Raw genomic sequence first — 24,804 nt, forward strand, 5'->3', positions numbered from 1 at the left:
CCTCTGAGCACCGGATAAGCCCGTTATCTGTACAACCGGTGCGGAGCATGGCCGAATAAGCCCGTTATGTGTACAACCGATGCGGAGCATGGCCGGATAAGCCCGTTATGTGTACGACCGATGCGGGGTCTGGCCGGATACGCCCGTTATCTGTACAACCGGTGCGGAGCATGGCCGAATAAGCCAGGACAACCGACGAGGCCTGTTAGGCTTCCCCCGGATCATCGGGGGAGAGGCTGGGGTATGAAGAAGATGGCGGTTGCGGGCCTGCTGGTACTGGGCGCCGTGCTATCCGGCTGCGGCAGCAACGGGCCCAGCAGCGCGGAAGACGCAAACGAAGAGCCCGCTTGCGTGGGCGGCTTCGAGGGTTGGTGGAATTCGACGCCGGTGTCCGGGAATACGACCGATCTGCCGGAGGAAACCGTTACCGTTGACACCAACACCGGGAAGACCATCGACGCCTTCAACCGCAGCCGGAACGACGCCGGCAAGCCCACCGCCGTGTCCGATGTCGGCTACCAGCCCGTCCCCGACGAAACCTGGCCCAAAGATTCAGCCGTAGTGATCGACACCTCCACCGGCAAGGTCATTGAAACCATCCCGGTCGATCCGGGCACGCAGCTCTGCCAATAGCTGCTCTGCCAATAGCTGCTCTGCCGGTCCAGCAAGCACAGCATCCCACTAAGTGGTGCTGCTGATGCTGATGAAATAGCTGGAGGTTACTTCTACCCCAAAGGCCGGGACGCTCTGCGGCAGAGAAACATACCGAACAGCTAGTCCCGCTGCAGGGCGAAAAGGAACGGCGCCCCGGGACCACGGAGGTCCATCGCACCCAGCACTGTTCCGGCGTCGACCCGGCGGAAAACATCCAGGACCGGCAGGGCGTCATAGATCATGGCCGCGCTCAATACCCCGCGGTACTCGGTCATCCGCAGCCGGGCGCCGACGCGCCGCGTCCGCGCCAACCGCAGAGCCGGACGGACCTGCGAAAGCAGCCCCGGTTTCCGAAGCGAGGGGCCGAAACGCAGCACGGCCGAAAGCGGGACCAACCCCGGATTCACGTTGAAGACGCCCCCGCCCGCTCCGGAAAAGACCAGCGGAAACACGTCCTCGGCGCCGTCGAACCGTTTCCCGTACCAGCCCAGCGGTTCGAGGAGCCCGTCGAGCCGGTGACCCGAAGGTATTTCGGTGCCCCGCCAAGAGCCGTACAGCTCCGGCACCTGCACCGGCGGCAGGGAATCAAAGTACGCCAAGGCAGTCCCGGCGTCGGTACCGGCCTGCAGCGACGGCAGCGGGAGGGTGGGTTCGTCATCCATGCGGAGGCCTCCTGATCGGGCTTTACCTAGCCCTTGCAGGATACAAGGGCTAGGACGAGGCCAGCCGCCGGGCCGAATTTTCGTCCAGAATCAGGTCCGTGACCAGGCCGGCACGCAGGGCGCCGAGCAGGCTGGTGGTCTTGGTTTCGCCGGCCACCACGCAGATCCGGCGCGGGACCTGCCGCAGCGTGGACAGGTCGGGGCCGGTGCTGCGGTAGTTCAGCTTGATCCCGTCCCAGGTGCCGTCCGCCCGGTAGAACATGGTGGCGACGTCGCCCACCACCCCCTCGGCCATGAGCTCATGCAGGTCGTCCTCGTCGAGGTAGGCGCCGTTGTAGACATGGCTGGGTACCCCCGCCTCCATGGAACCGACGCCGAAAATCGCCGTGTTCATCCGCGCCTGCAGATCGAGCACCCGGCGGACCGGACGTTCCCGCCACATCGCTTCCTTGGTTTCGGCGTGGTCGAAGAACGCCGGAACCGGGAACTGGACCACCCGCGCACCGTAGGCGTGGCCGAAACGCTGCAGGATTTCGCTGGCGTAGGTGATGCCCGACGTGCGGAAGTTGCCTGCCCCGTTCATCTGCACGATTGTGCTGTCATGGGTGTTCTTGATCGGCAGGTGCTGGCTCACGGCCGTCAGGGTTGAACCCCACGCGACGCCGATAATCGCATCCGAATCGATGAGCGGACCGATCAGGTGTGCCGCCTGCACGGCGACCCGCTGCAGTGCCTGGGCGGGGGAGACGGTTTCGGCGACCGGAACCACGTGGGCCTGGATCCGGAAGCGGGAGGCAATCTCCTGTTCCAGTGCCGGAGCACGGTCCGACGGGTTGCGGATTTCGATCCGGACCAGCCCGGTGCTGCGCGCGTAGGAGAGCAGACGGGAAACGGTGGAACGCGAAATCCGGAGCTCCCGGGCGATGGCCTCCATGGTCAGGCTCTGCAGGTAGTACATCTGCGCGGCCCGGAGGGCATCCCGGTCTCGGCTTTCCTTTTCGTTCGCCGCAGGTCCGGCCCCGGAGGCGTCCGGGAAGCGGCCACTGACACCAATGTTCATTTGCCGTCCATCGACACGGTTGCGTACTCCATGAATCCATTATCGCAGGGTGCACGTATGTGCATTGGTTGGGTCCCGGGAGCCGCGGGCTTCGACCATTGAGTAGATATGGCAATGCAGCCACAGAAGCGTTTGGAGATATACGTGGACAATTCCGTGAACCCCAGCAAGGCAAAGACCGCCGCCCGGACCCGTCCGGTGGTACAGCAGCTGAAGGACCGGCCCAAGGCCTCGGTGCTGATCATCGGCGGCGGCATCAACGGCGTCGGCACCTTCCGTGACCTGTCGCTGCAGGGCGTGGACGTAGCCCTCGTGGAGCGCGGTGATTACTGCCAGGGCGCTTCGGGTGCGTCTTCCCACATGATCCACGGCGGCATCCGCTACCTGGAGAACGGCGAGTTCCGCCTCGTGCACGAGTCCGTCGTCGAGCGCAACGCCCTGCTCCGGCTGGCCCCGCACTACGTCAAGCCGCTGCAGACCACCATCCCCATCACCACCACCTTCTCGGGCATCACTGCTGCACCGCTGCGTTTCCTGACGCACAAGCAGGGCAAGCACACCGAGCGCGGCGCCGTGCTGATCAAGGCCGGCCTGCTGATGTATGACTTCTTCTCCCGCGGCGGCCGCGTGGCCCCCAAGCACAACTTCGTCGGCAAGAAGAAGTCCCTGCAGGAACTGCCGAAGCTGCGCCCGGACGTAAAGTACACGGCTACGTACTTTGACGCCTCGGTACACAACCCCGAGCGCCTCACCCTCGACGTGCTGCGCGACGGCCTCGAGGCGAACCCGCAGTCCCGCGCCAGCAACTACGTCAGCGCCGTCGGCACCACCGACGCCGGCACCGTGCTGCGCGACGAGGTCACCGGCGAAGAGTTCGTCTTCGACGCCGACGTCGTCATCAACGCCACCGGCGCCTGGGTTGACGAGACCAACGATTCGTTCGGCAAGCGCACCAGCTTCATGGGCGGCACCAAGGGCTCGCACATCGTCCTGGACCACCCGGAACTGCTGGAAGCCTGCGCCGGCCGTGAAATGTTCTTCGAGCACACCGACGGCCGCATCGTCCTGATCTACCCGATGGGCGACCGCGTTCTGGTGGGCACCACGGACATCGACGCGGACATCAACGAGGCATCGGTCTGCACCGACGAAGAGATCGAGTACTTCTTCGAACTGATCGCCCACGTCTTCCCCACGGTTGACGTGCGCCGCGACCACATTGTCTACACCTTCTCCGGTGTGCGCCCGTTGCCGAAGCACGACGACACGCAGCCCGGCTTCGTGTCCCGCGACTACCGCGTGGAAAAGCGCACGGACAACCGCGCCGGCAAGAACGTCACGAGCCTGTCCCTGGTCGGCGGCAAGTGGACGACCTTCCGCGCCCTGTCCGAGACGCTGGCCACCGAGGCGATGACCGCTCTGGGCATGCCGCGGAAGACGACGACGGCGGAACTGCAGATCGGCGGCGGCAAGGACTTCCCGCGCACCGAGGCCGAGGAACGCCTGTGGGTCAACCGCATGGCCTCCGACGTGGCCGACCGTGACCGCGTCCGCGTCCTGCTGACCCGCTACGGCACGCGCGCCGTCGACGTCCTGGAGTTCCTGTCCCAGGGCGGCGACCAGCTGCTGGCCTCCACCAACGAGCTCAGCACCCGCGAGCTGACCTACATGGTGGAAAACGAGCAGATCACGCAGCTCGCCGACATCCTGATCCGCCGCACCTCGCTGGCCTTCCGCGGCCTGGTGTCCGAAGCCATGCTGACCGAGCTGGCGGACCTGCTGGCCCCGCAGCTGGGCTGGGACGACGCCGAAAAGCGCCGCCAGGCTGAGTTCGCCCGCGAGCTGCTGGTCACCATGCACGGCATGAAGATCCCGGCGCTGGCTTCCTAACCCGGAGTAAAGCAAAGAGACAAAGCAACAACAGCAGAGGGTGGACACCGATACGGTGTCCGCCCTCTGCTGTTTTTCGTATCCGTTTACCCTGCCGACCGCCGGGTGAACGGCAGCACCAGCCGCGAGGGGTGCGCTGCGTCGCGGTAGATCTTGTGCGTGACCGGACGGCCGACCGGCAGGTGGAACGAATCCGGCGGTAGCAGCGCATTGTGCTCATCCGCCAGCGGTTCGTCGTTGGACAGTTCCACGGTCAGCCGGTGGCCCGGGAGGAACGTCGTGGCAAACGGGTAGAGCCGCACCACGTACTCCTCAATCCTGCCCGGCTCCACGGGAACGGCCCGCGTGTGCGGGTGGTGCGGGTTGCCCTCGGTGGTCCGGTCATCGAGTTCGCGGTGGGAGGCCTTCAGGTACCCGGTGGTGACGAGCTGGCGTTTCCCGTTGGGGGCGTTGTCCCAGAGCCGGAGGATGAAGTTGGTGTCCTCCTGGTCGATCTCGGCGAAAATGTGCGCGGCGCCGGTGCCGATCAGCTCGGTGGGTTCGGTGAAGGCATCCGTGCTCCAGTCCAGGATCTCCACCTTGTCCGTCACGGTCAGCGGCGCCTGGTAGAAGCCGTCAGGTGCAGCGTACTCAGCACCCATCGGTTCCGCGTCGGGAGACAGCTTGCGCCGGGGGCGCAGGTACAGCGGCCGGTACTCAACGTCCTTCGGCGGCCAGGCGCTGCCGGTAACGTGCTCGCGGGAACCTTCCACGAAAACGCTGACTTCGGGCTCGTCCATGATGCCGTTGTCGATGCCCTTGATCCAGTAGTCGTACCACCGGAACATCTTGTCGTGTTCCTCGATGAAGGGGCGGGACTGCATCGGCGGGTAGGGACCGATGTCCAGCTTTTTCGGGCCCTTCAGGGCGTCGAACAGCTCGATGGTCCCGTCCATGGTCCAGCCGCGGCCCTGGTCGATCTGCAGGTAGACCGGGATGTCGATGTTCGGGGCCAGTGTGATGGGATTGCGTTCCTCGTACCAGTCGCCGTCGAGCTCGTTCATCACAATGTCGAACCAGGCCTCGTGGTGCTTGGGGTAGTTCAGCACGTGCACGAGGTTGGGCCATGCTGCGACGTCCGGGTCCGCCAGGCGTGCTGCCACCAGCTTCTGCAGCTTGTCCGGGGGATAGGTCTCCAGCATGCGGGACTTGGTCTGGTCGGTGAACGCCCAGCCGGAATCCCCGCCGCGGCCCTCGCGGGCGGCACGCGGCATGAACCACATGACTCCGCCGTGGTAGGTGGTCTCGTAGAAGTCGTAGTGCCCGCCGGAAACGAAGATCGCCTTCAAATGCGGGGGCCGTTCGGCGGCGGCCAGGACCTGCATGGAACCGAAGTAGGAGATGCCGACCATGCCCACGTTGCCGTCGCACCAGGGCTGTTCGGCAACCCATTCGATGAAGTCGTAGGCGTCCTGGCCCAGGGAAACCCCGCCGGCGTTGTAGTTGCCGATGTGTTCGCCGCCGGAGGCGCCGGAACCACGCAGGTCGCCGATGACGTGTGCGTAGTCCTCCTTCACGATCCGGGCAATATCGCCCGCTTCGATGCAGCCGTCCCACATCGGGCTGGGCCGGCGCTGCGGGGGCATGGTCAGGGCCAGGGCCTGCAGCTCCTTGCCGTAGGGGCTCAGCGCGACCAGTGCGGGCCGGGGCCGGTCTTCGGTGCCGGAATAGACGTCCGCGGCGAGCTCGACGCCGTCGCGCATCGGCACGCGGAGGTCCTTGGCGACCCGAATCGCCTGTCCGCCCGCGTCGATATGGTGGGTAGTAGCCATTAGTGCGTAGCTCCTTGCGTTAGGCATTGCCGAAGCGGGTGCGGTACCCGTGCAGCGTGGTGAAGAAGGGGGACGGGTCCAGCGTGGGATCGCCCTGGTAGGCGAGCTCTTCGGCCACCCGTTCGAACGGGGAGTACACCGAATCGGTTTCCCGGAGGCCGTCCCGCAGATAGCCGGCGACGGCGGCACGGACCCGGCCTTCGATGTCCAGGCTCTCCTGGAGCGCCTCGCGTGCCTGCCGGTGATCGAGTTCGACGCCGTACTCCCGGCCGTCGGTCCGACGGTACGGGTGGCCAAGGTAGAGCCGCTCCGGACGGAGGACATCCCGCAGATACTCCAGGCTGGAGCGGTAGGCATCCGGATCCTCGTAGCCGGGGAACCGGTTGGCCGCCCCGTGGATCTGCACGGCGTCGCCCACGAAGGCGGCCCCGTCCAGTTCGTAGGCAACGGACCCGGCCGTGTGGCCCGGAACGTGGTGTACGGAGACCGTGACGTCCCCGCCCAGCGACAGTTTTTCGCCTCCCCGCACCAGCACGGACGGTTCCATTTCGCCTGAAATAACCGCCTGCGTGGTCCGGGTCTGCGCTGCTGCGCCGTCCGGCGCGTTCAGGTACCTGCTGCGCCCGTTCACGTACTCTTCGACGTGCGCTTCACGGGACCGCAGCAGGTGGGCGTCGGCTTCGTGGATTACCACCTTCGCTTTGCCGCCGGTCAGTTCCGCCAGGGCCTTCGCTCCGCCCAGGTGATCGATGTGGCCGTGGGTCAGCAGGATCCAGCGGACCTCGTCGATGCTCCGGCCCAGCTTCTCCAGTGCGGGGATCATGCCCTCCGCCGGCGAGGAGCCTATGCCGGTGTCCACGATCGCCGGCTCCGGTGCATCGATGAAGTAGCTGTAGAGGCCAAACCGTCCCCAGGGGGACACCAGCGGGTGAACCGTACCTTTGCTCATGGGTGCCTCTCTCAGGCGGGACGGTCGGAGGGGGTGCCGTTCAGGAAATCCCCGGCTTCCCGGAAGGCCCGGTAGAACTCCGGAAGCCAGGAGAAATTGGCAACAAAGCCGTGGTTCGCCCCTGCGTAGCGGTGGACGGTTGCGTCAACGCCGGCTTCTTTGAGCCGCTGCCCGTACAGTTCGCCCTCATCACGCAGGGGATCGTGTTCCGCTGTGAGGATGAGTGCCTGCGGCAGGCCGCTGAGGTCAACACGCTTGATGGGGGAGACGAGCGGGTCCGCCGGGTCAGCACCGTTCTCGAGGTAAAACGCGTTGAAGGGCTTCAGCCCTGCGGTCTCCAAGCCGTAACCCTCGGCGTTCTCCCGCATTGAGGCATAACGGTCGACGTCGAAGTCCAGGTCCAGCGACGGGTAGAACAGGATCTGGTGCGTGATTCCGCTGAAGCCGTCCTCGCGGGCCATGGCGGTCACAGCCGCGGCGAAGTTCCCGCCCGAACTGTCACCGGCGACGGCAAGGGTTCTGCCGTTCCACTTCAGGGCCTGGCCCTGCTCGGCGGCCCAGCGGACCACACCGTAGCTGTCCGCCAGGCCCGCGGGGAACGCGGCTTCCGGTGCCAGCCGGTAGCCGACGGAGATGACCTTGTGGCCCGTTTCCTTCGCCAGCGAGCGTGCCACGTGGTCGTGGGTGTCCAGGCTGCCCAGGAAGAAGGCACCGCCGTGGAGGTACACGATCAGCCCGTAGGAGTCGGCGTCGACGGGTGTGTAAATGCGTACCGGGACCTCCCCGGCGTCGGTGGAGGCGATGGTGTCCTCAACCGCGTGCAGCGGAATCCGGTCCTCGAGCGGCGGAACCTGCGCGGCCTCGCCGGCCCGCATCGCCACTGGATCCAGCGGTGAACCGTCAGGGGCCGGGATGCTGCGCAGTACCTTGGCGATTTCGGGATGAATGGTCATTGCTTGTCCTTGCTGTATTGCGGGGTGGGGGAAGCGGAGGTTCCTGGCTACTTCGCCGGGGTCTGCTCGGGGAAGGCGGTTTCCACCGATCCGGGGTTCCAGCCAAGGCGTGACAGGCGCTGCAGTTCGTCCGTGACCGGTTTCCGGATGGCCTGGTACTGGGTGAGGGCTTCCTTCACGGAATCCGCCTGCAGCAGGGCGTCCGCGAGCCCGGCGGCGTCCTGGATGGCTGAGTTCGCACCCTGGCCCTGGTGGTGCAGCATGGCGTGTGCCGAGTCGCCGAGCAGGGCGACGCTGTCGGTGTGCCAGTTATCCACCGGATCGATGTCGAACACGGAGCGGCTGGTGACCTGGCTGATGTCCAGGTTCCGGGCAATGTCCACGATGCGTTCGTCAAAGCCGTCGAGCAGGGAGACGAGGTAGTCATTGGTGATGACCGGCGCCCAGGAGCCGTCCTCGGAGCGGGTGGTGATGTCGTAGGAAAGCTGGTTGCGGTGGCGCAGCGGAAGGTTGTAGGCGATGGTGCCGTTGTCACCCATGTAGAAGCGGGGGTTGTCGTCCTCGACTCCCAGTCCGAAGGCATTGTCTGCGGAGATGACCGCCCGGTAGGCGTGTTCCCCCGCGAAGATCGGTTCATTGTCGGAGAACAGTTCCTTGCGGATCAGGGAACGGATGCCGTCTGCGCCGATCACCAGATCGGCCGTGACAGTGTTTCCGTTTTCGAAGGTGAGGGTCGCCGCATCGCCGTCGTCCTTGATGCCGGTGAGCTTGTGGCCCATGTGCACCATCTCGGCCGGCAGGACGCCCAGGAGCGCGTCAATGAAATCGCCCCGGTGGATGATGCGGGTGTGGTTCGGCTGGTCGAAGTCGTTGAGCTGGGGCCAGACTTCCTGCGCATAGACCTGCTGTCCGTCGGCGCTAAGGATTTCCAGGTAGTCGCTCGGCGAGCTCACGGCAGCGATTTCCTCGAAGATGCCCCACCGGCGGAAGAGTTCAACCGTGATCGGGCGCAGGCCGATGCCGGCGCCCACTTGGCCCAGTGCGGGAGCCTGCTCGTATACGTGGACGTTGCCGGCACCGATGTTCCGCAGGGCAATGGCTGCTGCCGCGCCGCCGTAGCCGCCGCCGACAATGGCGATCTTCAGGTCTTTGAGTTCGGAAGTCTTCATGGTTGCTTCGCTTTCTCGTGTCCGGCGCGCCCATGCGCCGGGATATGGCTGGGTCAGGAGGAGATGGAAAGGAATCCGGCGGGGTTGTCGATGAAGAGGGTTTTGATGGCTGCTTCATCGAGACCGGCACCGCGCAGGTCGGGGATCAGGTCCTCGAAGATGTAGTTCACGGTGTGGCCCTTCACTCCGGGCCAGCCAAGCGGGCTGCAGTTGGCGTCAGCGGAAACCAGGAGCTGGTTCAGGTGCCCCTTCTCCACCAGGGACATAAAGTGGTCCAGCCGCTCCTTGCGGGGGCGGGCCCAGAAGGGCGGGTCCGGGAGTTCGGTCTCGTAGCCGAAGGTGTCGAAGCCGATGCGCCCGCCCTGCCCCATGATCCATTCGCTGGGGGTGTTCTCGGCGTTGAGGCCGTCGTCGGCGTGCCCGAAGAGGACACGGTCCAGCGGCAGGGACTCTTCGGCGAAGATGTCGATGGCCGGCTGCGGGTCGATGGCCAGGTGGGTGAGGATCGGTACACCGGTGGCCACTGAGGCGCGGGCGGCGGCGCGGTAGATGCGCTTGTCCAGTTCGGTCATCCGCCCGCCGCGGCTGACGCCCACTTTGATCACACCGGCCTTGCTGCCGGTGGTGCCGATGCCGACGGTGATTTCAGAGATGAACACCTCAGCCAGGTATTCCACGCTGGCCCGGGCGAAGTGCGGCAGCGCGGTGTCCCCGCCGACGAAGCCGGTGCAGGCCACGATGTGAACACCCGTCTTGGCGGAGAGGGACTTGTAATAGTCGACGTCGCGGCCGTTGCAGATGCCGGTCGCATCCACGAATGTGCCGCCGCCGTATTCATGGAACTGCCGCAGCTTCGGCACGGTTTCCGCGTACCGCTGCTCCGGCGTCTTCCACCAGGTGGAGTCCAGTTCGCTGCCGGGCATGCCGTAGCCGATGTGCTCGTGGACTGCCACTATGCCCAGCTCTTCGGCCGGGATGGTGCCTAGGACCGTGTTTACCTTTGCCAATGCCTACACCTCAAAGAAAATAGAAAGCTTTTATGGTCATCGCTGCCGCACGGCTTTTAGCGCACCGTTAGCAGGGCCTGCGGATTATCAGTGAGAATGCGCCGGGCATCTTCATCGCTGAGGCCCCTGGACGAGAGGAGCGGCATAAACGTGGACAGGACATAGCTGTACGGCACGTCGTAGTCCGGCTGGCCCTTGGCGACGCCGACGGCGTTGGCGGAGAGAATGATCCGGTCCGCATGGCCCGCCTGCACCAGTTCGAGGACCAGGGCGGCCCGTGCCTCGTCGTCGATGACGTCCCCGCCGGTGGAACCCACATGGTCGATGCCGACGAAGGCGCCGCGGCGCGCCACCTCGAGGGCGGCACCGGCGGCGTCCTTGCGGTCCAGACCGCCGACCAGCACGCGGTCCGCCGGAAGGTTCTCCACCAGGACCAGGTCCAGTTCGCGAACCGCGTCGGTGCCGAAGCGGATCGACACCGGAACACCGGTGGCCAGAGAAGTATTGGCGGCGCCGCGGAACAGGCTTTCCTCGGTGGGGGTGATGCCGGAACGGGCCGCGGCCGTGGCTACGAGACCGGCGGCGCCCCGGCGCTCAACCCGGGGGACCACCATGCCCTCGGTGACCTCCTTGGAGAAGAGATCCGCGAACTTGTCCGCCGGCCACGGCGTGGGCGGGTTGGTCTGCGGGGTCAGGAAGTAGCCGCCGAGCATTTCCTCCGGCCCCATGCCGGTGGAAGCGATGATATGCACGCCGGTTGCCCGGGACAGGGCCTCATGCAGCGGAAGATCCCGGCCGTGGAACATGCCGGTGCTGTCGACGACGGCGCCTCCGCCGTGTTTCCGGAAGTCCGTCAGCTTCCCGGCAAGGGTTTCGAAGATTTCGGCCCGGTCCATGCTGATATCCGGCGCGTGCTCCGCTCCCGGGACCACCGAGAGGAGTGCTTCGTGAACGGCGACAACGCCCAGGTCTGCGGCGGGTACGGGACCCAGGACGGTGTTGGCCAGAGCCCCGGGAATATTGTCTGGGCCGTTGACGCCCACGGTACCGGTGGATGTGGACGCGGCGTCGGCGCCTGCGAAGTGGCTCACTTGCCTCTCCTTTGAAGCTAGGGGGATCTGCGTGACTGACGTCACTGCGGATGATGCGGAGTGGCCAGCTTTCCACTTTTCTTTACACACTGTCAAGTAATTTGTCTCGGTGATCGAATGTGCCGCGGAGTCCAAGTGTGATCCTTGACACATTGTAAAGCTTCCAGTCACACTGTCTTGGAAACGCCGGTTGGACGGCGACCCCACGCCGCCGTCGCCCACGCGTCGACTGGAAACAAAGGAGTTTCACGGATGAGTTCACCCGGCATCACAGTGAGCACAGGTTCTACCCGAGCGACCTTCCTGGCCGCCTACAGCGCGGTCACCCTGGCACAGATGACCAACGCGCTGCCCGGCGCCCTCAACGGGACCTTCGCAGCCGAGTTCCATACCTCCGGTGCCGGTCTCACCTGGATCGCGGGCATCTTCATGACCGGCGTCGTTGTGTTCGAGCTCAGCTGGGGGCTGCTGGGTGATCTGTTCGGGCGGCGCAGGCTGCTGTACGCGGGTGCCGGACTGACCGCCGTCGGTTCCGTCCTCGCTGCCCTGGCACCCACCACCGGTGCAATGATTGCCGCCCAGGCAGTGGGCGGCATCGGAGCAGGCATCCTCTTCCCGATCTCGTTGTCGATGATTGCGGCGCTCACGCCGGACCCTCGGGCACGGGCACGGGTAATCGCGACATGGGCCGGCTTCCTCTCGCTGGGCGCGGTGATTTCCCCCGTCCTTTCCGGCCTCACCTCCTCCGTCTTCACCGTGCCGGGCAGCGAACCCGGGGATCCGAATGTTTTCAGCGGCTGGCGCGTGGCGTACTACATCGCCGCCGGTGTGGGCGTCCTTGTGCTCATTGCGGCCACCCGGGCCAAGGACTCTGCAGCGCCCGTTGAGCGCCGGCTTGATCTTCCCGGCCAGGCCACCCTGGCGCTGGGACTGATCGCCGTCCTCTACGCGACGGTCCAAGCCGTCGACGCCGGCTTCGGCGCCGCCGAAGTCATTGCCGCGTACATTGCCGGCGGCATCCTGCTCGTGTTGTTCGTGATCATCGAACAGCGGAGCGCCCAGCCCCTGATCCACCTCTCGCTGTTTCGGAACCGTGCCTACTCCATTACCGGCATTGTGGCCGTCACCGGGATGTTTGCCTTCCTGGCCATCTGCTACAGCACCAGCGTGGCGGTCGGAGGGCTGGCGTTGGCTGAAACCTGGAAGGTGGGCGTCCTCTTCGTCTTCATCCAAGGACCGGCTTTCCTCTTCATTCCGGTAGTGGGCTGGCTGATCCACCACGTGGCTCCCCGCTGGGTACTGACCGGCGGCTTCGCACTGATGGCGGTCTCCGGCTATTGGCTCTCCACGTTCTCCCTCGGCACTCCCGAGGAATTCGGAGGCACATCGTGGACGGCGTTTATTCCGCCTCTGCTGCTCCTCGGGATCGGATTCGCGTTGACGGTCGGCTCGGTAACGGCCGTGGCCATCAACACGGTGGAAGCCCACAACATCGGCATGGCCTCGGCAACCACTAATCTCCTGCGGGACCTCGGGTTCGCCCTCGGACCGGTACTCGGTTCTGTCATTGCCTTCGGCATCGGAGCCACGGCCTTTGCCGTACCGCTGGCCGGGATCCTCGGCGGGGCCGGGCTGCCGGAAGACGCCGTAGCCGGATTGTCGCAGGTCCCGCCGCTCGGGTTCCTCTCGGGCTGGCCGGACGTTATCAGCCAGTTCTCCGGTTCGGCCCTGGCCGGGGGAGCCCCGCAGCCGGCCGTCGACGGCATGGTCCAGTCGCTCACCACCCTCCAGCCGCAGATTCAAGGTGCAGCGGGGACGTCGCTGGGGCAGGGGTTCCAGGCCGTTTACCTGACGGCCGGCATCGCCGCGACAGTCTCTGCCTTCCTGACCCTGTTCATCTCCGGCCGTTCCTCATCCGAACCGTCCGCCGCCTCCGAGTCCAAAAGCACGGAAGCAGACGCCGCCGTCTGAATCCGGACACACACCAGCCACCAGCTACCTACCGACAGGAGAGTGTTATGACGACACCCGCCGAATCAGACATCGACCTCTGGGACGATGCCGTCCTTGCCGATCCCTATCCCACCTACTCCGCACTGCGCGAACAGGCAGGGGTGGTTTATCTGCCCAGGAACGACGTCTACGCCCTGACCAGGTATGACCTGATCCGTGACGCGCTCGGAGATCCGGAGGCCTTTTCCTCCACCTCGATCGGCTTCAACCCCATGGTCAACGAGGCGCTGCAGGGCACGTCCCTGGCGTCCGACCCTCCGCTGCACACGCAGCTCAGGGCAACCCTCTCGGAGAACCTCACGCCCCGCGCGCTGCGCGGCCTCAAAGTGGTTATTGATGAAAAGGCGGACAAGCTGGTGGCCGACCTGGCCGCCGCCGGAAGCTTTGAGGCCGTGGATTCCCTGGCCCGGGCGTTCCCGCTGGAGATCGTTGCGGACCTGATCGGTTTCAACGGACAGGTAAAGGACAACATGCTTCGCTGGGGACAAGCCGCGATGCAGGTGCTGGGACCGTTGAACCAGCGTACGCAGGAGAGCTTTCCCATTGCCGGTGAGCTTTACGGCTGGTGCTCTTCGGTGACAGCGGAAGACCTGACGCCCGGTTCGATAGGCCGCGGTATCTTCGATGCGGAAACCCGCGGGGATATTCCCGAGGGGTACGCCGGAAACATCATCCACCAGTACCTTGGCGCCGGCGTGGATACGACCATCGCATCCATCGGCAACATCGTGGCCCTGTTCGGACGGCATCCGGAACAGTTCGCCCTCGTGCGTGAGAACCCGGAACTGGTACCGTCTGCCTTTGCCGAAGTGCTTCGGTACTGGGTTCCCATCCACGTCTGGGGGCGCCGGGCAACGCGGGACGTGCAAGTTGACGGCGTCACTATTCCCGAAGGTGCCCAGGTCGGCATTTTGTTCGGCGCCGGCAACCGCGATCCGCGGCATTATGAAAACCCGGACTCCTTTGATGTGACCCGTAATCCGGTGGACCACCTGTCCTTCGGGTACGGCCCCCACGGCTGCGCTGGACAAGGCCTGGCCCGCCTCGAAGGACACGCCATTGTTGCGGCCCTGGCCCGCAGGGCGGAGGTCCTGACCGTGAACGGCGAGGCCCGGATACCAAGCAACATGACGCGCAGCCTGGAAAAGCTGCAGGTGACGATTGTGGAGGCAGCATGAAGATCGAACTGGACCGGCCACGCTGTGAAGGCCATGGACTGTGCGAAGAGGTTGCCCCCGACCTGATGCATCTCGACGACGACGGCGAGCTCATTATCGATGTCCCCGAGGTGGACGAGGGGGACATGGGAGCCGCGCAGGCGGCCGTTCGGATCTGCCCGGTTGCCGCCCTGAAGCTGGCTTCGTGAGCATGCGCCGCGTCGTCGTCGTGGGCAACGGGATAGCCGGGCTGACTGCCTGTGATTCCCTGCGTTCGGCGGGATTCGACGGCGAGTTGACGGTGGTGGGCTCCGAGGTGCACCGTCCCTACAGCCGCCCCGCGCTGTCTAAGGCCCTGCTGCACGGTGAGGGTGGAAGCACTGCCCACGAGCTGCCGCACCCTACGCATGGGGCCACCGAACTGAGAGGGGTCAGCGCGGCGGGACTGGATCCGGAGGCGCAGGTCGTCCGGCTGGCCGGGGGAGAAACACTGCCTTACGACGGGCTGGTGATTGCGTCCGGCTCCCGGGCAAGGCGGCTTTCTCCGGAGGCCGAGGCGGGTATGCCCGCGCAGGAGCTGACCCTGCGCACCTTGGAAGACGCCGTTGCCTTGAAACAGCGCGTGGCAGCGCGTCCGTCGGTCATCGTCATCGGCGGCGGTGCGCTCGGGATGGAAGTGGCCTCGGGCTGCGTTCAGGCCGGCTGTGAGGTCACCCTGGTTTCGGACGGCCCGCCCCTTATCCGGCAACTCGGCGGGTATCTGTCCGAGCTCTTTGTATCCGCCGCCGTTGGCCGCGGACTGCGGATAGTGGCGGGCGGCAGGGCATCTTTGCTGTCGGCCGGCGAGGGGACGCGGGTAGTCCTGGCCGACGGCACGGTCCTGGAAGCCGAACTGGTGGTTACGGCCATCGGAGATGAGCCGAACACCGGCTGGCTCACCGGATCCGGACTCCTGGCGAACGGCGTGCTGCACACGGATTCACGGGGACGGGTGGGGCCGTCCGTTGTGGCTGCCGGGGACGTGGCCGCCTTCCCGACCCGTCGGGGCACAGAGAGGGTTCCTCTCTGGACCAGCGCTATCGACCAGGCGAAAACCGCGGCGTTGGGATTGCTCCGCGGAGACGAGGCTCCCGAACATGACTTCCAGCCCTACTTCTGGACGGAAGGGTTCGGCCTGGCACTGAAATCAGTCGGCTTTACACCCCTGACCGGCCCGCCCGAATTCCGTGAAGCAGGCGGAGCGGAAAACTCAATGCTCCTGCGGTGGGCTCACCCGGGCGGCTCGGGGACGTCCGTTGCGGTCAATTACCGCATCCCGATTCCGAAGCTTCGGCGCCTGGCCAATATCGGCCCGGGTGCGCTTCGGTCCCCGGTGCCGGCGGGGCGATAACCGCTGTTAGGGTGGGATTCATGTCGTCGCTCCGTGAAGCCCAGAAACAATTGACGCGGGACCGGATTGTCGACTGCGCCCTGGAGCTTTTCACAGCCAAGGGGTACGCGGCGACGACGATTGACGAGATTGCCTCAGCTGCCGGGACCACGCGTGTGACTTTCTACGCGTATTACCCTTCGCGCACTGACCTCATGAAGGATTTCATGAGCCGCGTGAACTCCGTCCTGGAGCGTGCCGCGGGGCCGGGCAGCACCTCCACCGCCGTGGACCTGGTCGCCGTCGTCCGGGTCGGGGAGCTGCCCGGCATCCTCGCCTGGCTCGAATCGCGGGCAGCCCTGTGGCCGGTGTTCCGGCCATACCTCGATGTGCTGGATGAGGCGGCAGCCTCAGATCCGGAAATCCGGAAAATCATGGACGCGTGGCATGAGGAAGTCATCTCCGACATAGTCACCGGACTGCAGCTGGCCGGACGCTACACAGAAGAGACCCGTCACATCCGCGGAACCCTTGCCTTTACGCAGCTGGACTATGTGGCAACGCTCTGGACGCGCCGGAAGTTCGAACCGAACCGTGAGCACGCCCTGGAGGTGCTTGCCGACAGCTGGCACCACCTGCTCTGCGGCGAGGCTTAACCAGCGACCGCCGCCACTGGTGGCCAGGGCGGCGGTCTACTGTCTGCGGCCTAGAGTTCGGTGGTCGCCGTCGCGTAATCCAGTCGAGGCAGCCGCGGGTGGCGTGGCTCGCCGGCAGGCACACCGATGTTGACGACGAGGAAGGACTGCAGGTTCAGGCCTGCGTGCAGGTCGGCATCCAGCCCGGCGGCGTCGAAACCGCCCATCGGCCCCGCGGCCAGGCCCAGTGCGCGGACTGCCAGGAGGAAGTAGCCGGCCTGCAGATGCGCATTGTCATTGCCCATCACGGCACTCAGTTCCGGGTTGGCGGCAAAGACTGCGCCCTGCTGCGGAGCCGGCGGGAAAACGGTGGGGAAGTGCTCAGGCCAAGTGCGGTCAAAGCTCAGCACGGCAACCATGGGAGCCGCGGCTGTCTTGGCCTTGTTGCCTTCCGCCATGTGCTGCACCAGCCGCTGCCGAGCCGCGGCGGAACGCACCCAGGTGATCCGCAGCGGCTGGATGTTCATCGCCGTCGGACCCATCTTGGTCAAGTCGTAGATGGCTTGAAGCTGCTCGTCTGTGACAGCGGCCGTAGTGAATTCCGAGACCGTGCGCGCGTCACGGAAGAGGAGGCCGAGGGCTGCGGCATCGATGGCGGGGATGGACTCCAGAGTGCCGTCGTTCATACGCAGCACACCTCCTTGGGGTAACGGTTCGTGTCTCCAGACACTTGACGCTTCAAGTAAACCCCGGAGGAGTGCAGAACGAGGGCTGCGCCATGGTGATGTCCATCACACCCATGGTTGTGCGGAGGCAGCAGAAACGGCACGCCCGCAGGGCATGCCGTTCGGTAACGGACCTGTACGCCTAGGCGACGGCGGTGGACGGACGCCACACAGCGTCCAGTTTCTCCCCGGCTTCTCCTTCAGAGAGCCCGAGCGAGAGGGAAATCTCCGTCAGCAGCGGCCGCCGGGCATGCCGGAGCATTTCCCGTTCGGCCTGCGAGAGGCCGCGGTCCGCCTCGCGCAGCATGAGGTTGCGGACCACGGCGGCAATCACCATCGGATCACCGGTGGCAATCTTCTCCGTGTTGTCCTTGTACCGGCGCGACCACTGGGGGTCTTCGTTATCGGCGGGGGCGCGAAGGACGCCAAACAGTGCGTCGAGTCCAGCCCGGTCCAGGACCGGACGGAGGCCGACGTGGTCCACTTGGTCAACGGGCACCCAGACCATCAGGTGGGAGGACTGGACCTCCAGGACAATGCAGTCCTTCTGCATGCGCGGATGCGTTTGGAAGGAGCTGACAACGGCGGGGCCGTGATGGGGATGGACCAGGATCTGGCCTTTGGAAAATGGCAACTGCTACCTCCAAGGAAGAGGAAGGGCAGGGGCGAGTGATGAGACTCTTTACATTTTACCGCTTCCCGAACGAGGCAGAATGTAGGAGTGACTTCTCCGGCCTCCCCGCGTCCAACCGACCCGCCCTTCAACATTGCGGCCATCGGCGGGGGATTGGTTTTTGCCGAGTCGGTCCCGCAGCTCGCGGCGGTGCTCGGCGGCGGTTCCGGTGAAATCCACGGAGCCGGCACCGCCGTCGTCCAGGCACCCCCGGGAACCGGCAAGACAACCCTGGTGCCGCCGCTCGTCGCGAACGTTCTGGCTCGCGGCGGGACCCAGCCCCGGGTTGTGGTCACCCAGCCCCGCCGCGTGGCCGTCCGCTCGGCAGCCCGTCGGCTGGCAGCGCTGGACGGCACCGCCCTCGGCGGTCGGGTTGGCTACACGGTCCGGGGCGAGAGCCGCACGGGCCCGTCCACGCTGGTGGAATTCGTGACGCCGGGCATCCTGCTGCGCCGCCTGCTGGCCGACCCCGGCATGGAAGGAACAGCCGCGGTCATCCTGGATGAGGTCCACGAACGCGGGCTGGAAACGGACCTGCTGCTCGGCATGCTCACCGAGGTCCGCCAGCTGCGCGAGGACCTGACCCTCGTGGCTATGTCCGCAACCCTGGACGCGCCGCGGTTCGCTGCGCTGATCGGTTCGCCCGACGGCGCCGGGCCGGCACCCGTGGTCGGCTGCCCGGCAGCGCTGCACCCGCTCCGGACGGTCTGGGCTCCCGCGCCGGTTCCCCGCTTCGATGAACGCGGCGTGACACGCGGATTCCTGGACCATGTGGCCGACACCGCACTGCAGGCCCACTCCCGTGCCGTGGCCCTGGACCCGGACATCGATGCCTTGGTGTTTGTGCCCGGCGCACGCGAGGTGTCCACGGTGGCCAGCCGGCTGCGGTCGCGGGTCCCGGCGGGAACAGAGGTCTTGGAACTGCATGGGCAGATCAGTCCGGCGGAGCAGGACCGGGCCGTTTCCGGCCGCGCCCCGGGCGAGCCGGCCCGGATCATTGTGTCCACGTCGCTGGCTGAATCCTCGCTGACCGTTCCCGGCGTCCGGCTGGTGGTTGACTCGGGGCTCGCCCGCGAACCGCGCCGGGATGCGATGCGCGGGATGTCCGGCCTCGTCACCGTCTCCTGTTCCCGTGCCTCCGCGGAGCAGCGGGCCGGCCGCGCCGCCCGGCTGGGGCCGGGTACAGTGGTGCGCTGCTATGACGACAAGGCTTACGGAGCCGCGCCCGCACACCAGACCCCGGAAATCGCCGTCGCGGACCTCACGTCCGCGGCCCTGGTGCTGGCGTGCTGGGGTGCTCCCGGAGGCGAGGCCCTGTCCCTTCCCGACGCACCGCCGCCGGCCGCCATGCGCGACGCCGTCCAGGTGCTCCGCGGGATCGGTGCCGTGGACGCCGAGGGGCTGGCCACGGCCCGGGGCAAAACACTCGCGCGCGTGCCCGCCGATCCCCGGCTCGCACGGGCGCTGCTCGACGGCGCCGGTGCGGTGGGTGCCCGGACCGCGGCCGAGGTTGTTGCCCTGCTTTCGGGGGACAACCGTGCACCCGGAGCGGACCTTCCCCGCTTGCTGGCCGGCATGCGGGCCGGACGCGAGCCCGGTGACCGCCGGTGGTCCGAAGACGTAAGGCGGCTGGACCAGCTGGCCCGCCGGGAAAAGTCTGCCGGCCCTGCCGAAAGGGGAGCCCCGGGCGCACGGGAGATCGCGGGCGTCGAAGCGCCGGGCTACGTGATTGCCCTGGCCTTCCCGGACCGGATTGCGCGGCGCGTTCCCGGCGCGGGCTCGGAGCGTTACCTGCTCGCCTCCGGAACCCGTGCCGGGTTGCCTGCGGGCAGCTCCCTCACGGGACAGGACTGGCTGGCCGTCGCCGATGTTGCCCGGGCCGAGGGGCGCGACGCCGCGGGCACCGGTGCGGTGATCCGGTCCGCAGCACCGCTGACCCTGGACACCGCCGAAGCAGCCGCCGAACACCTCGTCACGGACACCGTGGAAGCGGAGTTCGCCGGTGGCCGGGTCACCGCGCGCCGGGAACGCAGGCTCGGCGCGATCCTGCTGGGCTCCACCCCGGTACGCCCGTCCGCCGAAGAGGGACGCGCCGCCGTCGCCCGCGCCCTGACGGTACAGGGGCTGGACCTGATAGGTTTCTCCGCGGCAGCCGACGCACTGCGCCGGCGCCTGGCCCTGCTCCACCGTGAGCTGGGGGAGCCGTGGCCGGACGTCAGCGAGCCGGCGCTGCTGGACCGGCTCCAGGACTGGCTCGGCCCCGAACTGGACGCACTGGCCCGCGGGGCATCCGCCAACAGCATCGACCTCACCGATGCGCTCCGGCGGCTGCTGCCCTGGCCGGACGCTTCCCGGCTGGGCGACCTCGTACCGGAACGGCTCCAGGTGCCCAGCGGTTCACGGGTCCGGATCGACTACCCGGATCCGGAGCACGACGACGGCCGGCCCGTGGTGGCGGTCAAGCTCCAGGAGTGCTTCGGATGGTCCGAAACCCCGCGGCTTGTGGAGGGACGCGTCCCGGTGCTCTTCCACCTGCTGTCCCCGGCGGGCAGGCCTCTTGCCGTCACCGACGACCTCGCGTCCTTCTGGTCCGGCCCCTATGCACAGGTCCGGTCCGAGATGCGCGGCCGGTACCCCAGGCACCCGTGGCCTGAGGACCCCTGGTCTGCCAAGGCCACTGCAAGGACAAAAGCCCGGATGTAACAGCGGGTGCGAGGACCGTCACACGGGAAGCTGCCGGGCGCCGTCGTCCCAGGGTTTTAGGCTTGAACTGCGGCTCATGTGCCTCCGGCCGCAGTGAAAGGTTCTTTGTTCCCCGTGCAGTTCCCCGTGCAGCAGCATCTCAGCAGCTTCCTCACCGTGCCTCCGGGGCGCGGGCACCGGGTGCCTGCCGTCCGCGTGGCGCTCGGGGTGTTCCTGCCGCTGCTGGTCCTGATCCTGCTGGGACGGACCGATCTCACGATGTGCGCCATCTTCGGTTCGCTGACCGGTATTTTCGGCCGTGCGGAACTGCACTGGCGGCGCCTGCAGCACCAGTCCCTGTCGGGCCTGCTGATGGTCCTGACCGTGGTGGCCGGCGTGTTCCTGTCCCTTTCCGGCGCGGATTCCTGGACTGTCGTGGGCGCAGGAACCCTAATTGCCGGCCTCATTGCGGTGGCGGCCAGTTATCTCAGGGTCCGGCCCGCTGGTCCGTTTACCTACATCTTCGCGTTCACCGCCACGTCCGCGGCGCCGTTCCCGGGCCGGTTGTGGGAAGCGGCGCTGACCGTGACGGGCAGCGTACTGCTCGCCGTAGTGCTGGGTTTTGCCGGCCGGCTGCACGCGCGCCGGCATACTCCGCGCCCGCTGCCGCCGTACCGGCCGCCGTCGTGGGGGCGGATCCTGCGTCACTCGGGCCGCTACGCCGTTGCCGTGGCCGCCGCCGGATCGGTCTCGGCCGGGCTTGGACTGGGGCACGGATACTGGGCGATGCTCGCCGCCTGTGCTCCGATCGCGGCGGTGGATGCAGCCGGGGGAGCGATCCGCGCCGTGCACTTCATCCTGGGCACCTACGCCGGTGTGCTGGTCTCTGCAGTGCTGCTCCAGGTCCAGTGGTCGCCGGTCGAGCTGGCGGTGCTGTTGGCCATGCTGCAGTTATGCGGGGAAATCTACGTGGTGCGGCACTACGGCCTGGCCATGGTGTTCCTGACGCCGGTGGCCCTGCTGATGACGGGGTTTGTCACTAGCCAGCCGGTGCTGGCGGTGACCTTGGACCGGGCCGTCCAAACGACCATCGGGGCGCTCGTGGCCGTGGCGGTCATTGCCGCCACCACCCGCAGGGGCTCGACGGCTGCTACTCCCTCGACGCGCTGAAGAGCTGTGCCGAGCCCTCGACGTCGGCCGTCGTCGGGTCACCCAGATAGAGCATGCTGGCACCCTGTTCCAAGTAGGTGCTCACGTCGCCCACCGAAACCATCGCTTCTCCCAGTGCGGCGAGCACAACGGTGAACCGTTCCAGCGGGATGGATGCGGTGCCGCCGTGGATCACGGTCCGGCGCAGGTCGAGATCTTCGCTCCAGAGCGGAATATGTTCCTGGCACTCATCAATACGCTCCACCTCAAGAGGTGCCGGGCCGGGCTGGCCGTTGTCCAGGACCTGCTGCAGCTCGGCAACGTCCACGTAGTCCGTGGTTAACCCGGCCTTCAGGGCATTGTCGGACAGGCCCATAACCACCAGCGCCTGCCCGGAAAGATAAGAGTGGAGGCAACCCGCGGGCGTAACCATGGCCTGTCCGGGCTCCAGCTTGAGGAGGTTCATGCAGATGGCTATGAGAATCCCGCGGTCGCCCGGGAAAAGCGGCTCAAGCCGGCGGAAAACGGCAGCAGCGTCTGCGGCGGGACCGTCCGTTTCCGCCACTCCGGCCATGGCGGCCCTGGTTTCCCTGAGTGCACGCGCAGTCTCGGAAGGCTCCATGCGGAGGAGGGCGTGCACCGGCATCTCATGCCGGAACGTCAATAAGGCGCGAAGCCATGGAAGGTCCACTCCGTCGGCAATGGCACGCAGTTCTTCCCTGCTGCGCTCTCCTGACAGCACGCGAAGGGGAGTGAGCGCTACCGCTACTTCAAACTTGGCGTACCTGTCCTTATAGTTCCGGTTTCCGGCGTTCAAGGGGACCCCGCGGGTCTGTTCACGGACATAACCGGCCAACGCCTGGTCCGGCCGCGGGTGCAGCTGGATCGGCTTGGGCACATCCGCGTCCAGGAGGTGCATCCGGAAAGGGATAGGGCGAGCCGGTACTTCCTCCGGATTGGAGAAATGGCGGGGGTGGGCCGTAAGAAGCCGATTGAGGGCACCGGGGAGGTCATCGGGATCCCAGGTAATGACGGCACCTGTGGCGGAAGGAGAATTTTCCCGGCTGCCCTGGCCGGGCTGCCCGGCGGCCTTGTCCCTCAGTGCATTCATTGCAGCTGCGGGGTTGCGGGTTTCCCTTACCAGACCGTAGACGGCAGTCACGAGTGCAACGCCTCCTTACGGATGGCAGGCGGGGTCAATACAACAAGGCGGGAGCAGGCTACCTTCAACTCAATTCACCGGGACCTTGCCCGATGTCGCTCATGGACACCAGGACGGCTTCCTTGGACACACGGAAAGATTTCCGTTCAAGTTTACCGGGTTTCCGACGCCGTGCGGAGGTTCCCGGGCTCCCGGTTTTCCGTGATCTCAGTTACCGGCCCGTATGACCTACTACTCCACCCACCCTCCTGCGCCATGCCGCCGGACACACAGTGGAAACCTCTCCGTGGTTAGATGCACTCGATGCAATAATTAACGAAATACTTACAAATCCGAAAGAAGCAGGTGCGGGGATGGAATACGCGGCGCGGTCGGTCCGAGGCACCTTCCGAGTGGACGGCTGAGCCGGTGGATTTCCTGATACTCCTGGTCGGGCTGCTTTTCGGAACCGTGCTGGCCGCAGGGATCGGTGAACGCATCCGGCTGCCGTACCCCGTACTGATGCTGATCTCATCGGCCCTGATCGCGTTCCTGCCGATCATCCCCGAAGTGCACATCAACCCTGAACTGATCCTCCCGCTGTTCCTTCCGCCGCTGCTCTTTGCGGCCGCGCAGCGCAGCTCCTGGTCCGTTTTCCGGCTGCGGTGGCGCTCCCTGGTGCTGCTGGCGGTGGCATTGGTGGCAGTCACTGTGGCCGTGGTGGCCGGTGTGTCCTGGATTATGGTGCCGGCGCTCGGGCTGCCGGCCGCGATTGCACTCGGAGCCATCGTTGCTCCGCCCGATCCGGTGGCCGTGGAAGCGGTTGCCGGTAAGGTCCGGATGCCGCGGCGGCTCATCACGGTGCTGCAGACCGAGGGCCTCTTCAACGACGCCATCGCCATTGTCATCTTCCAGGCAGCCGTCGCGGCGAGCACCAGCGGCGGGCACGTGGGCTGGGAGGTTGTGCCGGAATTCCTTATTGCCGCAGCCGGCGCCGTGGTGCTGGGCCTGGCGATGGCGTGGATCGTCGGCAGCCTGAACCGGTTCGTACCGAACCTGGTGGCACGTTCGGCATCCACCCTGGTTGCGCCCTTCGCCGTTTACCTGCTCGCCGAAGAAGTGCACTTCTCCGGAGTGGTCGCCGTCGTCGTCACCGCATTGGAACTCGGCCGGCGCGCCCGCCCCCAGGACTCGGAGGAGCGGCTGACCCGCACCGCTTTCTGGGATGTGGTGGAACTGCTGACCACCGGTGCGGCGTTTGGCCTGGTGGGAATCGAGATGCGGTACATCATCGAGGACGAGGGAGCCCAGCTGCTGAGTTTCATCCCCGGGATCGTGGCAGTGTGCGCAGCCGTGCTCATTGTCCGGTTCCTGTGGATGATGGCGATCTACCGGATGGGCGGGACCGAAAAGAACCATGTCCCGGGTTCGCTGAAAGAGGTCCTGGTCCTTTCCTGGTGCGGGATGCGCGGTCTGGCAACCCTGGCTCTTGCCCTCGCCCTGCCGGGCACCACGCTTGCCGGCGACCCGCTGCCCGGACGCAACTTCGTTGTGGCCTGCGCGTGCGCCGTCCTGGTGGTGACCCTGGTGCTGCCGGGATTGACCCTGCCTTGGCTGATGCGTGCCCTGAAGCTGCCTAACGACCACAAGGAGGCGGACCGGATGGAACGCGAGCTCGCGCTCCGGGCCGAACGGGTCGCCGTCGAGACCATGAAGCGCTCTGCGGCGATCCAGCAGCTGCCGCCGGACCGCCGCGCCGCACTGGCCAAGCGGATGGCCTCGCTGCATTCCATGCTGGAGAGCGACGAAGAGGATGAATCGCAGAAGATGCTGGACCGAAAGGCCACCCTGGAGATCATGGACGTGGTCCAGCGTGAAGCCATGGACGCCGCACGCCGGGAAGTACTCGAGGCCCGCCGGCAGCGCGGCATGGATCCGGAGGCCGTGGACCGTGTACTGCGCCGCCTGGATCTGCGCACCGTCACCATGGACCGTCCGGAACGCCACTAGACTT

At 66.3% G+C, this 24,804-nt stretch carries 21 protein-coding genes; 10 read left to right on the forward strand and 11 right to left on the reverse strand.

Features of this window, described 5'->3' with window-relative positions:
- The first annotated feature begins 243 nt into the window (after nt 1-243).
- Nucleotides 244-633, forward strand: coding sequence for a hypothetical protein (locus N2K98_RS08255; protein ID WP_255865494.1), 390 nt, complete (start codon nt 244-246; stop codon nt 631-633).
- A 140-nt stretch (nt 634-773) separates the two neighbouring features.
- Here N2K98_RS08255 and N2K98_RS08260 read toward each other — a convergent pair whose 3' ends face one another.
- Together N2K98_RS08260 and N2K98_RS08265 are read right to left on the reverse strand one after the other, a co-directional pair.
- Nucleotides 774-1,316, reverse strand: coding sequence for a DUF4334 domain-containing protein (locus N2K98_RS08260; RefSeq protein ID WP_255865495.1), 543 nt, complete (start codon nt 1,314-1,316; stop codon nt 774-776).
- A 49-nt stretch (nt 1,317-1,365) separates the two neighbouring features.
- On the reverse strand, nt 1,366-2,274 hold the full coding sequence (locus N2K98_RS08265) for a sugar-binding transcriptional regulator (protein ID WP_255865630.1): 909 nt from the start codon (nt 2,272-2,274) through the stop codon (nt 1,366-1,368).
- Between the two features lie 216 nt (nt 2,275-2,490).
- Here N2K98_RS08265 and N2K98_RS08270 point away from each other — a divergent pair, with 216 nt between their 5' ends.
- Nucleotides 2,491-4,266: a glycerol-3-phosphate dehydrogenase/oxidase gene (locus N2K98_RS08270; protein WP_407080026.1), complete on the forward strand. Its 1,776-nt coding sequence runs from the start codon at nt 2,491-2,493 to the stop codon at nt 4,264-4,266.
- An 86-nt stretch (nt 4,267-4,352) separates the two neighbouring features.
- Here the strand turns inward: N2K98_RS08270 and N2K98_RS08275 are convergent, their stop codons facing one another.
- From N2K98_RS08275 to N2K98_RS08300, 6 genes are read right to left on the reverse strand one after another with little or no spacing between them, the layout of a single operon-like run.
- On the reverse strand, nt 4,353-6,077 hold the full coding sequence (locus N2K98_RS08275; protein ID WP_255865496.1) for a CocE/NonD family hydrolase: 1,725 nt from the start codon (nt 6,075-6,077) through the stop codon (nt 4,353-4,355).
- 19 nt (nt 6,078-6,096) lie between these two features.
- The gene (locus N2K98_RS08280; RefSeq protein WP_255865497.1) at nt 6,097-7,026 is read right to left on the reverse strand and encodes an MBL fold metallo-hydrolase; all 930 of its coding nucleotides are present in this window, start codon (nt 7,024-7,026) and stop codon (nt 6,097-6,099) included.
- A gap of 11 nt (nt 7,027-7,037) precedes the next feature.
- A complete protein-coding gene (locus N2K98_RS08285; RefSeq protein WP_255865498.1) occupies nt 7,038-7,979 on the reverse strand; it encodes an alpha/beta hydrolase in 942 nt (313 codons plus the stop codon).
- Between the two features lie 47 nt (nt 7,980-8,026).
- A complete protein-coding gene (locus N2K98_RS08290; RefSeq protein ID WP_255797849.1) occupies nt 8,027-9,148 on the reverse strand; it encodes an FAD-dependent oxidoreductase in 1,122 nt (373 codons plus the stop codon).
- Nucleotides 9,149-9,201: 53 nt separating this feature from the next.
- Entirely contained in the window at nt 9,202-10,155 is a 954-nt protein-coding gene (locus N2K98_RS08295; RefSeq protein ID WP_255865499.1) for a phosphotriesterase family protein, read from the reverse strand.
- A 56-nt stretch (nt 10,156-10,211) separates the two neighbouring features.
- Nucleotides 10,212-11,246 (reverse strand): phosphotriesterase family protein, encoded by a 1,035-nt coding sequence (locus tag N2K98_RS08300; RefSeq protein WP_255865500.1) that lies wholly within the window; start codon nt 11,244-11,246, stop codon nt 10,212-10,214.
- Nucleotides 11,247-11,498: 252 nt separating this feature from the next.
- On the opposite strand from N2K98_RS08300, the gene N2K98_RS08305 reads away from it, so the two are divergent.
- From N2K98_RS08305 to N2K98_RS08325, 5 genes are read left to right on the forward strand one after another with little or no spacing between them, the layout of a single operon-like run.
- Nucleotides 11,499-13,217, forward strand: coding sequence for an MFS transporter (locus N2K98_RS08305; RefSeq protein ID WP_255865501.1), 1,719 nt, complete (start codon nt 11,499-11,501; stop codon nt 13,215-13,217).
- Between the two features lie 47 nt (nt 13,218-13,264).
- Nucleotides 13,265-14,437: a cytochrome P450 gene (locus N2K98_RS08310; RefSeq protein ID WP_255865502.1), complete on the forward strand. Its 1,173-nt coding sequence runs from the start codon at nt 13,265-13,267 to the stop codon at nt 14,435-14,437.
- A complete protein-coding gene (locus N2K98_RS08315) occupies nt 14,434-14,625 on the forward strand; it encodes a ferredoxin (RefSeq protein ID WP_255797845.1) in 192 nt (63 codons plus the stop codon). The genes N2K98_RS08310 and N2K98_RS08315 overlap by 4 nt, the downstream gene beginning before the upstream one ends.
- A 2-nt stretch (nt 14,626-14,627) precedes the next feature.
- The gene (locus N2K98_RS08320; RefSeq protein ID WP_255865632.1) at nt 14,628-15,806 is read left to right on the forward strand and encodes an NAD(P)/FAD-dependent oxidoreductase; all 1,179 of its coding nucleotides are present in this window, start codon (nt 14,628-14,630) and stop codon (nt 15,804-15,806) included.
- A gap of 20 nt (nt 15,807-15,826) precedes the next feature.
- The gene (locus tag N2K98_RS08325) at nt 15,827-16,441 is read left to right on the forward strand and encodes a TetR/AcrR family transcriptional regulator (protein ID WP_255865503.1); all 615 of its coding nucleotides are present in this window, start codon (nt 15,827-15,829) and stop codon (nt 16,439-16,441) included.
- 50 nt (nt 16,442-16,491) lie between these two features.
- Here N2K98_RS08325 and N2K98_RS08330 read toward each other — a convergent pair whose 3' ends face one another.
- Both N2K98_RS08330 and N2K98_RS08335 read right to left on the reverse strand, forming a co-directional pair.
- Nucleotides 16,492-17,106 (reverse strand): malonic semialdehyde reductase, encoded by a 615-nt coding sequence (locus N2K98_RS08330; RefSeq protein ID WP_255865504.1) that lies wholly within the window; start codon nt 17,104-17,106, stop codon nt 16,492-16,494.
- 181 nt (nt 17,107-17,287) lie between these two features.
- Nucleotides 17,288-17,779 (reverse strand): CarD family transcriptional regulator, encoded by a 492-nt coding sequence (locus N2K98_RS08335; RefSeq protein WP_255797842.1) that lies wholly within the window; start codon nt 17,777-17,779, stop codon nt 17,288-17,290.
- Between the two features lie 87 nt (nt 17,780-17,866).
- Here N2K98_RS08335 and hrpB point away from each other — a divergent pair, with 87 nt between their 5' ends.
- Both hrpB and N2K98_RS08345 read left to right on the forward strand, forming a co-directional pair.
- The gene (gene hrpB, locus N2K98_RS08340; RefSeq protein WP_255865505.1) at nt 17,867-20,521 is read left to right on the forward strand and encodes an ATP-dependent helicase HrpB; all 2,655 of its coding nucleotides are present in this window, start codon (nt 17,867-17,869) and stop codon (nt 20,519-20,521) included.
- 114 nt (nt 20,522-20,635) lie between these two features.
- A complete protein-coding gene (locus N2K98_RS08345) occupies nt 20,636-21,670 on the forward strand; it encodes an FUSC family protein (protein ID WP_255865506.1) in 1,035 nt (344 codons plus the stop codon).
- On the opposite strand, the gene N2K98_RS08350 is transcribed toward N2K98_RS08345, so the two are convergent.
- Nucleotides 21,651-22,811, reverse strand: coding sequence for a cupin domain-containing protein (locus N2K98_RS08350; protein WP_255865507.1), 1,161 nt, complete (start codon nt 22,809-22,811; stop codon nt 21,651-21,653). The genes N2K98_RS08345 and N2K98_RS08350 overlap by 20 nt on opposite strands.
- 408 nt (nt 22,812-23,219) lie before the next feature.
- On the opposite strand from N2K98_RS08350, the gene N2K98_RS08355 reads away from it, so the two are divergent.
- Nucleotides 23,220-24,800, forward strand: a complete 1,581-nt coding sequence (locus N2K98_RS08355) for a Na+/H+ antiporter (RefSeq protein WP_255797838.1) — start codon at nt 23,220-23,222, stop codon at nt 24,798-24,800.
- The last annotated feature ends 4 nt before the right edge of the window (nt 24,801-24,804 follow it).

The sequence above is a fragment of the Arthrobacter jinronghuae genome, assembly GCF_025244825.1.
GTDB classification, from domain to species: domain Bacteria; phylum Actinomycetota; class Actinomycetes; order Actinomycetales; family Micrococcaceae; genus Arthrobacter_B; species Arthrobacter_B jinronghuae.

What these genes read in the sequence shown, in the direction of transcription:
- N2K98_RS08255 (WP_255865494.1), top strand. Translation starts at nt 244, where the DNA reads ATGAAGAAGATGGCGGTTGCGGGCCTGCTGGTACTGGGCGCCGTGCTA.
- N2K98_RS08260 (WP_255865495.1), bottom strand. Translation starts at nt 1,316, where the DNA reads ATGGATGACGAACCCACCCTCCCGCTGCCGTCGCTGCAGGCCGGTACC.
- N2K98_RS08265 (WP_255865630.1), bottom strand. Translation starts at nt 2,274, where the DNA reads ATGTACTACCTGCAGAGCCTGACCATGGAGGCCATCGCCCGGGAGCTC.
- N2K98_RS08270 (WP_407080026.1), top strand. Translation starts at nt 2,491, where the DNA reads ATGCAGCCACAGAAGCGTTTGGAGATATACGTGGACAATTCCGTGAAC.
- N2K98_RS08275 (WP_255865496.1), bottom strand. Translation starts at nt 6,077, where the DNA reads ATGGCTACTACCCACCATATCGACGCGGGCGGACAGGCGATTCGGGTC.
- N2K98_RS08280 (WP_255865497.1), bottom strand. Translation starts at nt 7,026, where the DNA reads ATGAGCAAAGGTACGGTTCACCCGCTGGTGTCCCCCTGGGGACGGTTT.
- N2K98_RS08285 (WP_255865498.1), bottom strand. Translation starts at nt 7,979, where the DNA reads ATGACCATTCATCCCGAAATCGCCAAGGTACTGCGCAGCATCCCGGCC.
- N2K98_RS08290 (WP_255797849.1), bottom strand. Translation starts at nt 9,148, where the DNA reads ATGAAGACTTCCGAACTCAAAGACCTGAAGATCGCCATTGTCGGCGGC.
- N2K98_RS08305 (WP_255865501.1), top strand. Translation starts at nt 11,499, where the DNA reads ATGAGTTCACCCGGCATCACAGTGAGCACAGGTTCTACCCGAGCGACC.
- N2K98_RS08310 (WP_255865502.1), top strand. Translation starts at nt 13,265, where the DNA reads ATGACGACACCCGCCGAATCAGACATCGACCTCTGGGACGATGCCGTC.
- N2K98_RS08315 (WP_255797845.1), top strand. Translation starts at nt 14,434, where the DNA reads ATGAAGATCGAACTGGACCGGCCACGCTGTGAAGGCCATGGACTGTGC.
- N2K98_RS08320 (WP_255865632.1), top strand. Translation starts at nt 14,628, where the DNA reads ATGCGCCGCGTCGTCGTCGTGGGCAACGGGATAGCCGGGCTGACTGCC.
- N2K98_RS08325 (WP_255865503.1), top strand. Translation starts at nt 15,827, where the DNA reads ATGTCGTCGCTCCGTGAAGCCCAGAAACAATTGACGCGGGACCGGATT.
- N2K98_RS08330 (WP_255865504.1), bottom strand. Translation starts at nt 17,106, where the DNA reads ATGAACGACGGCACTCTGGAGTCCATCCCCGCCATCGATGCCGCAGCC.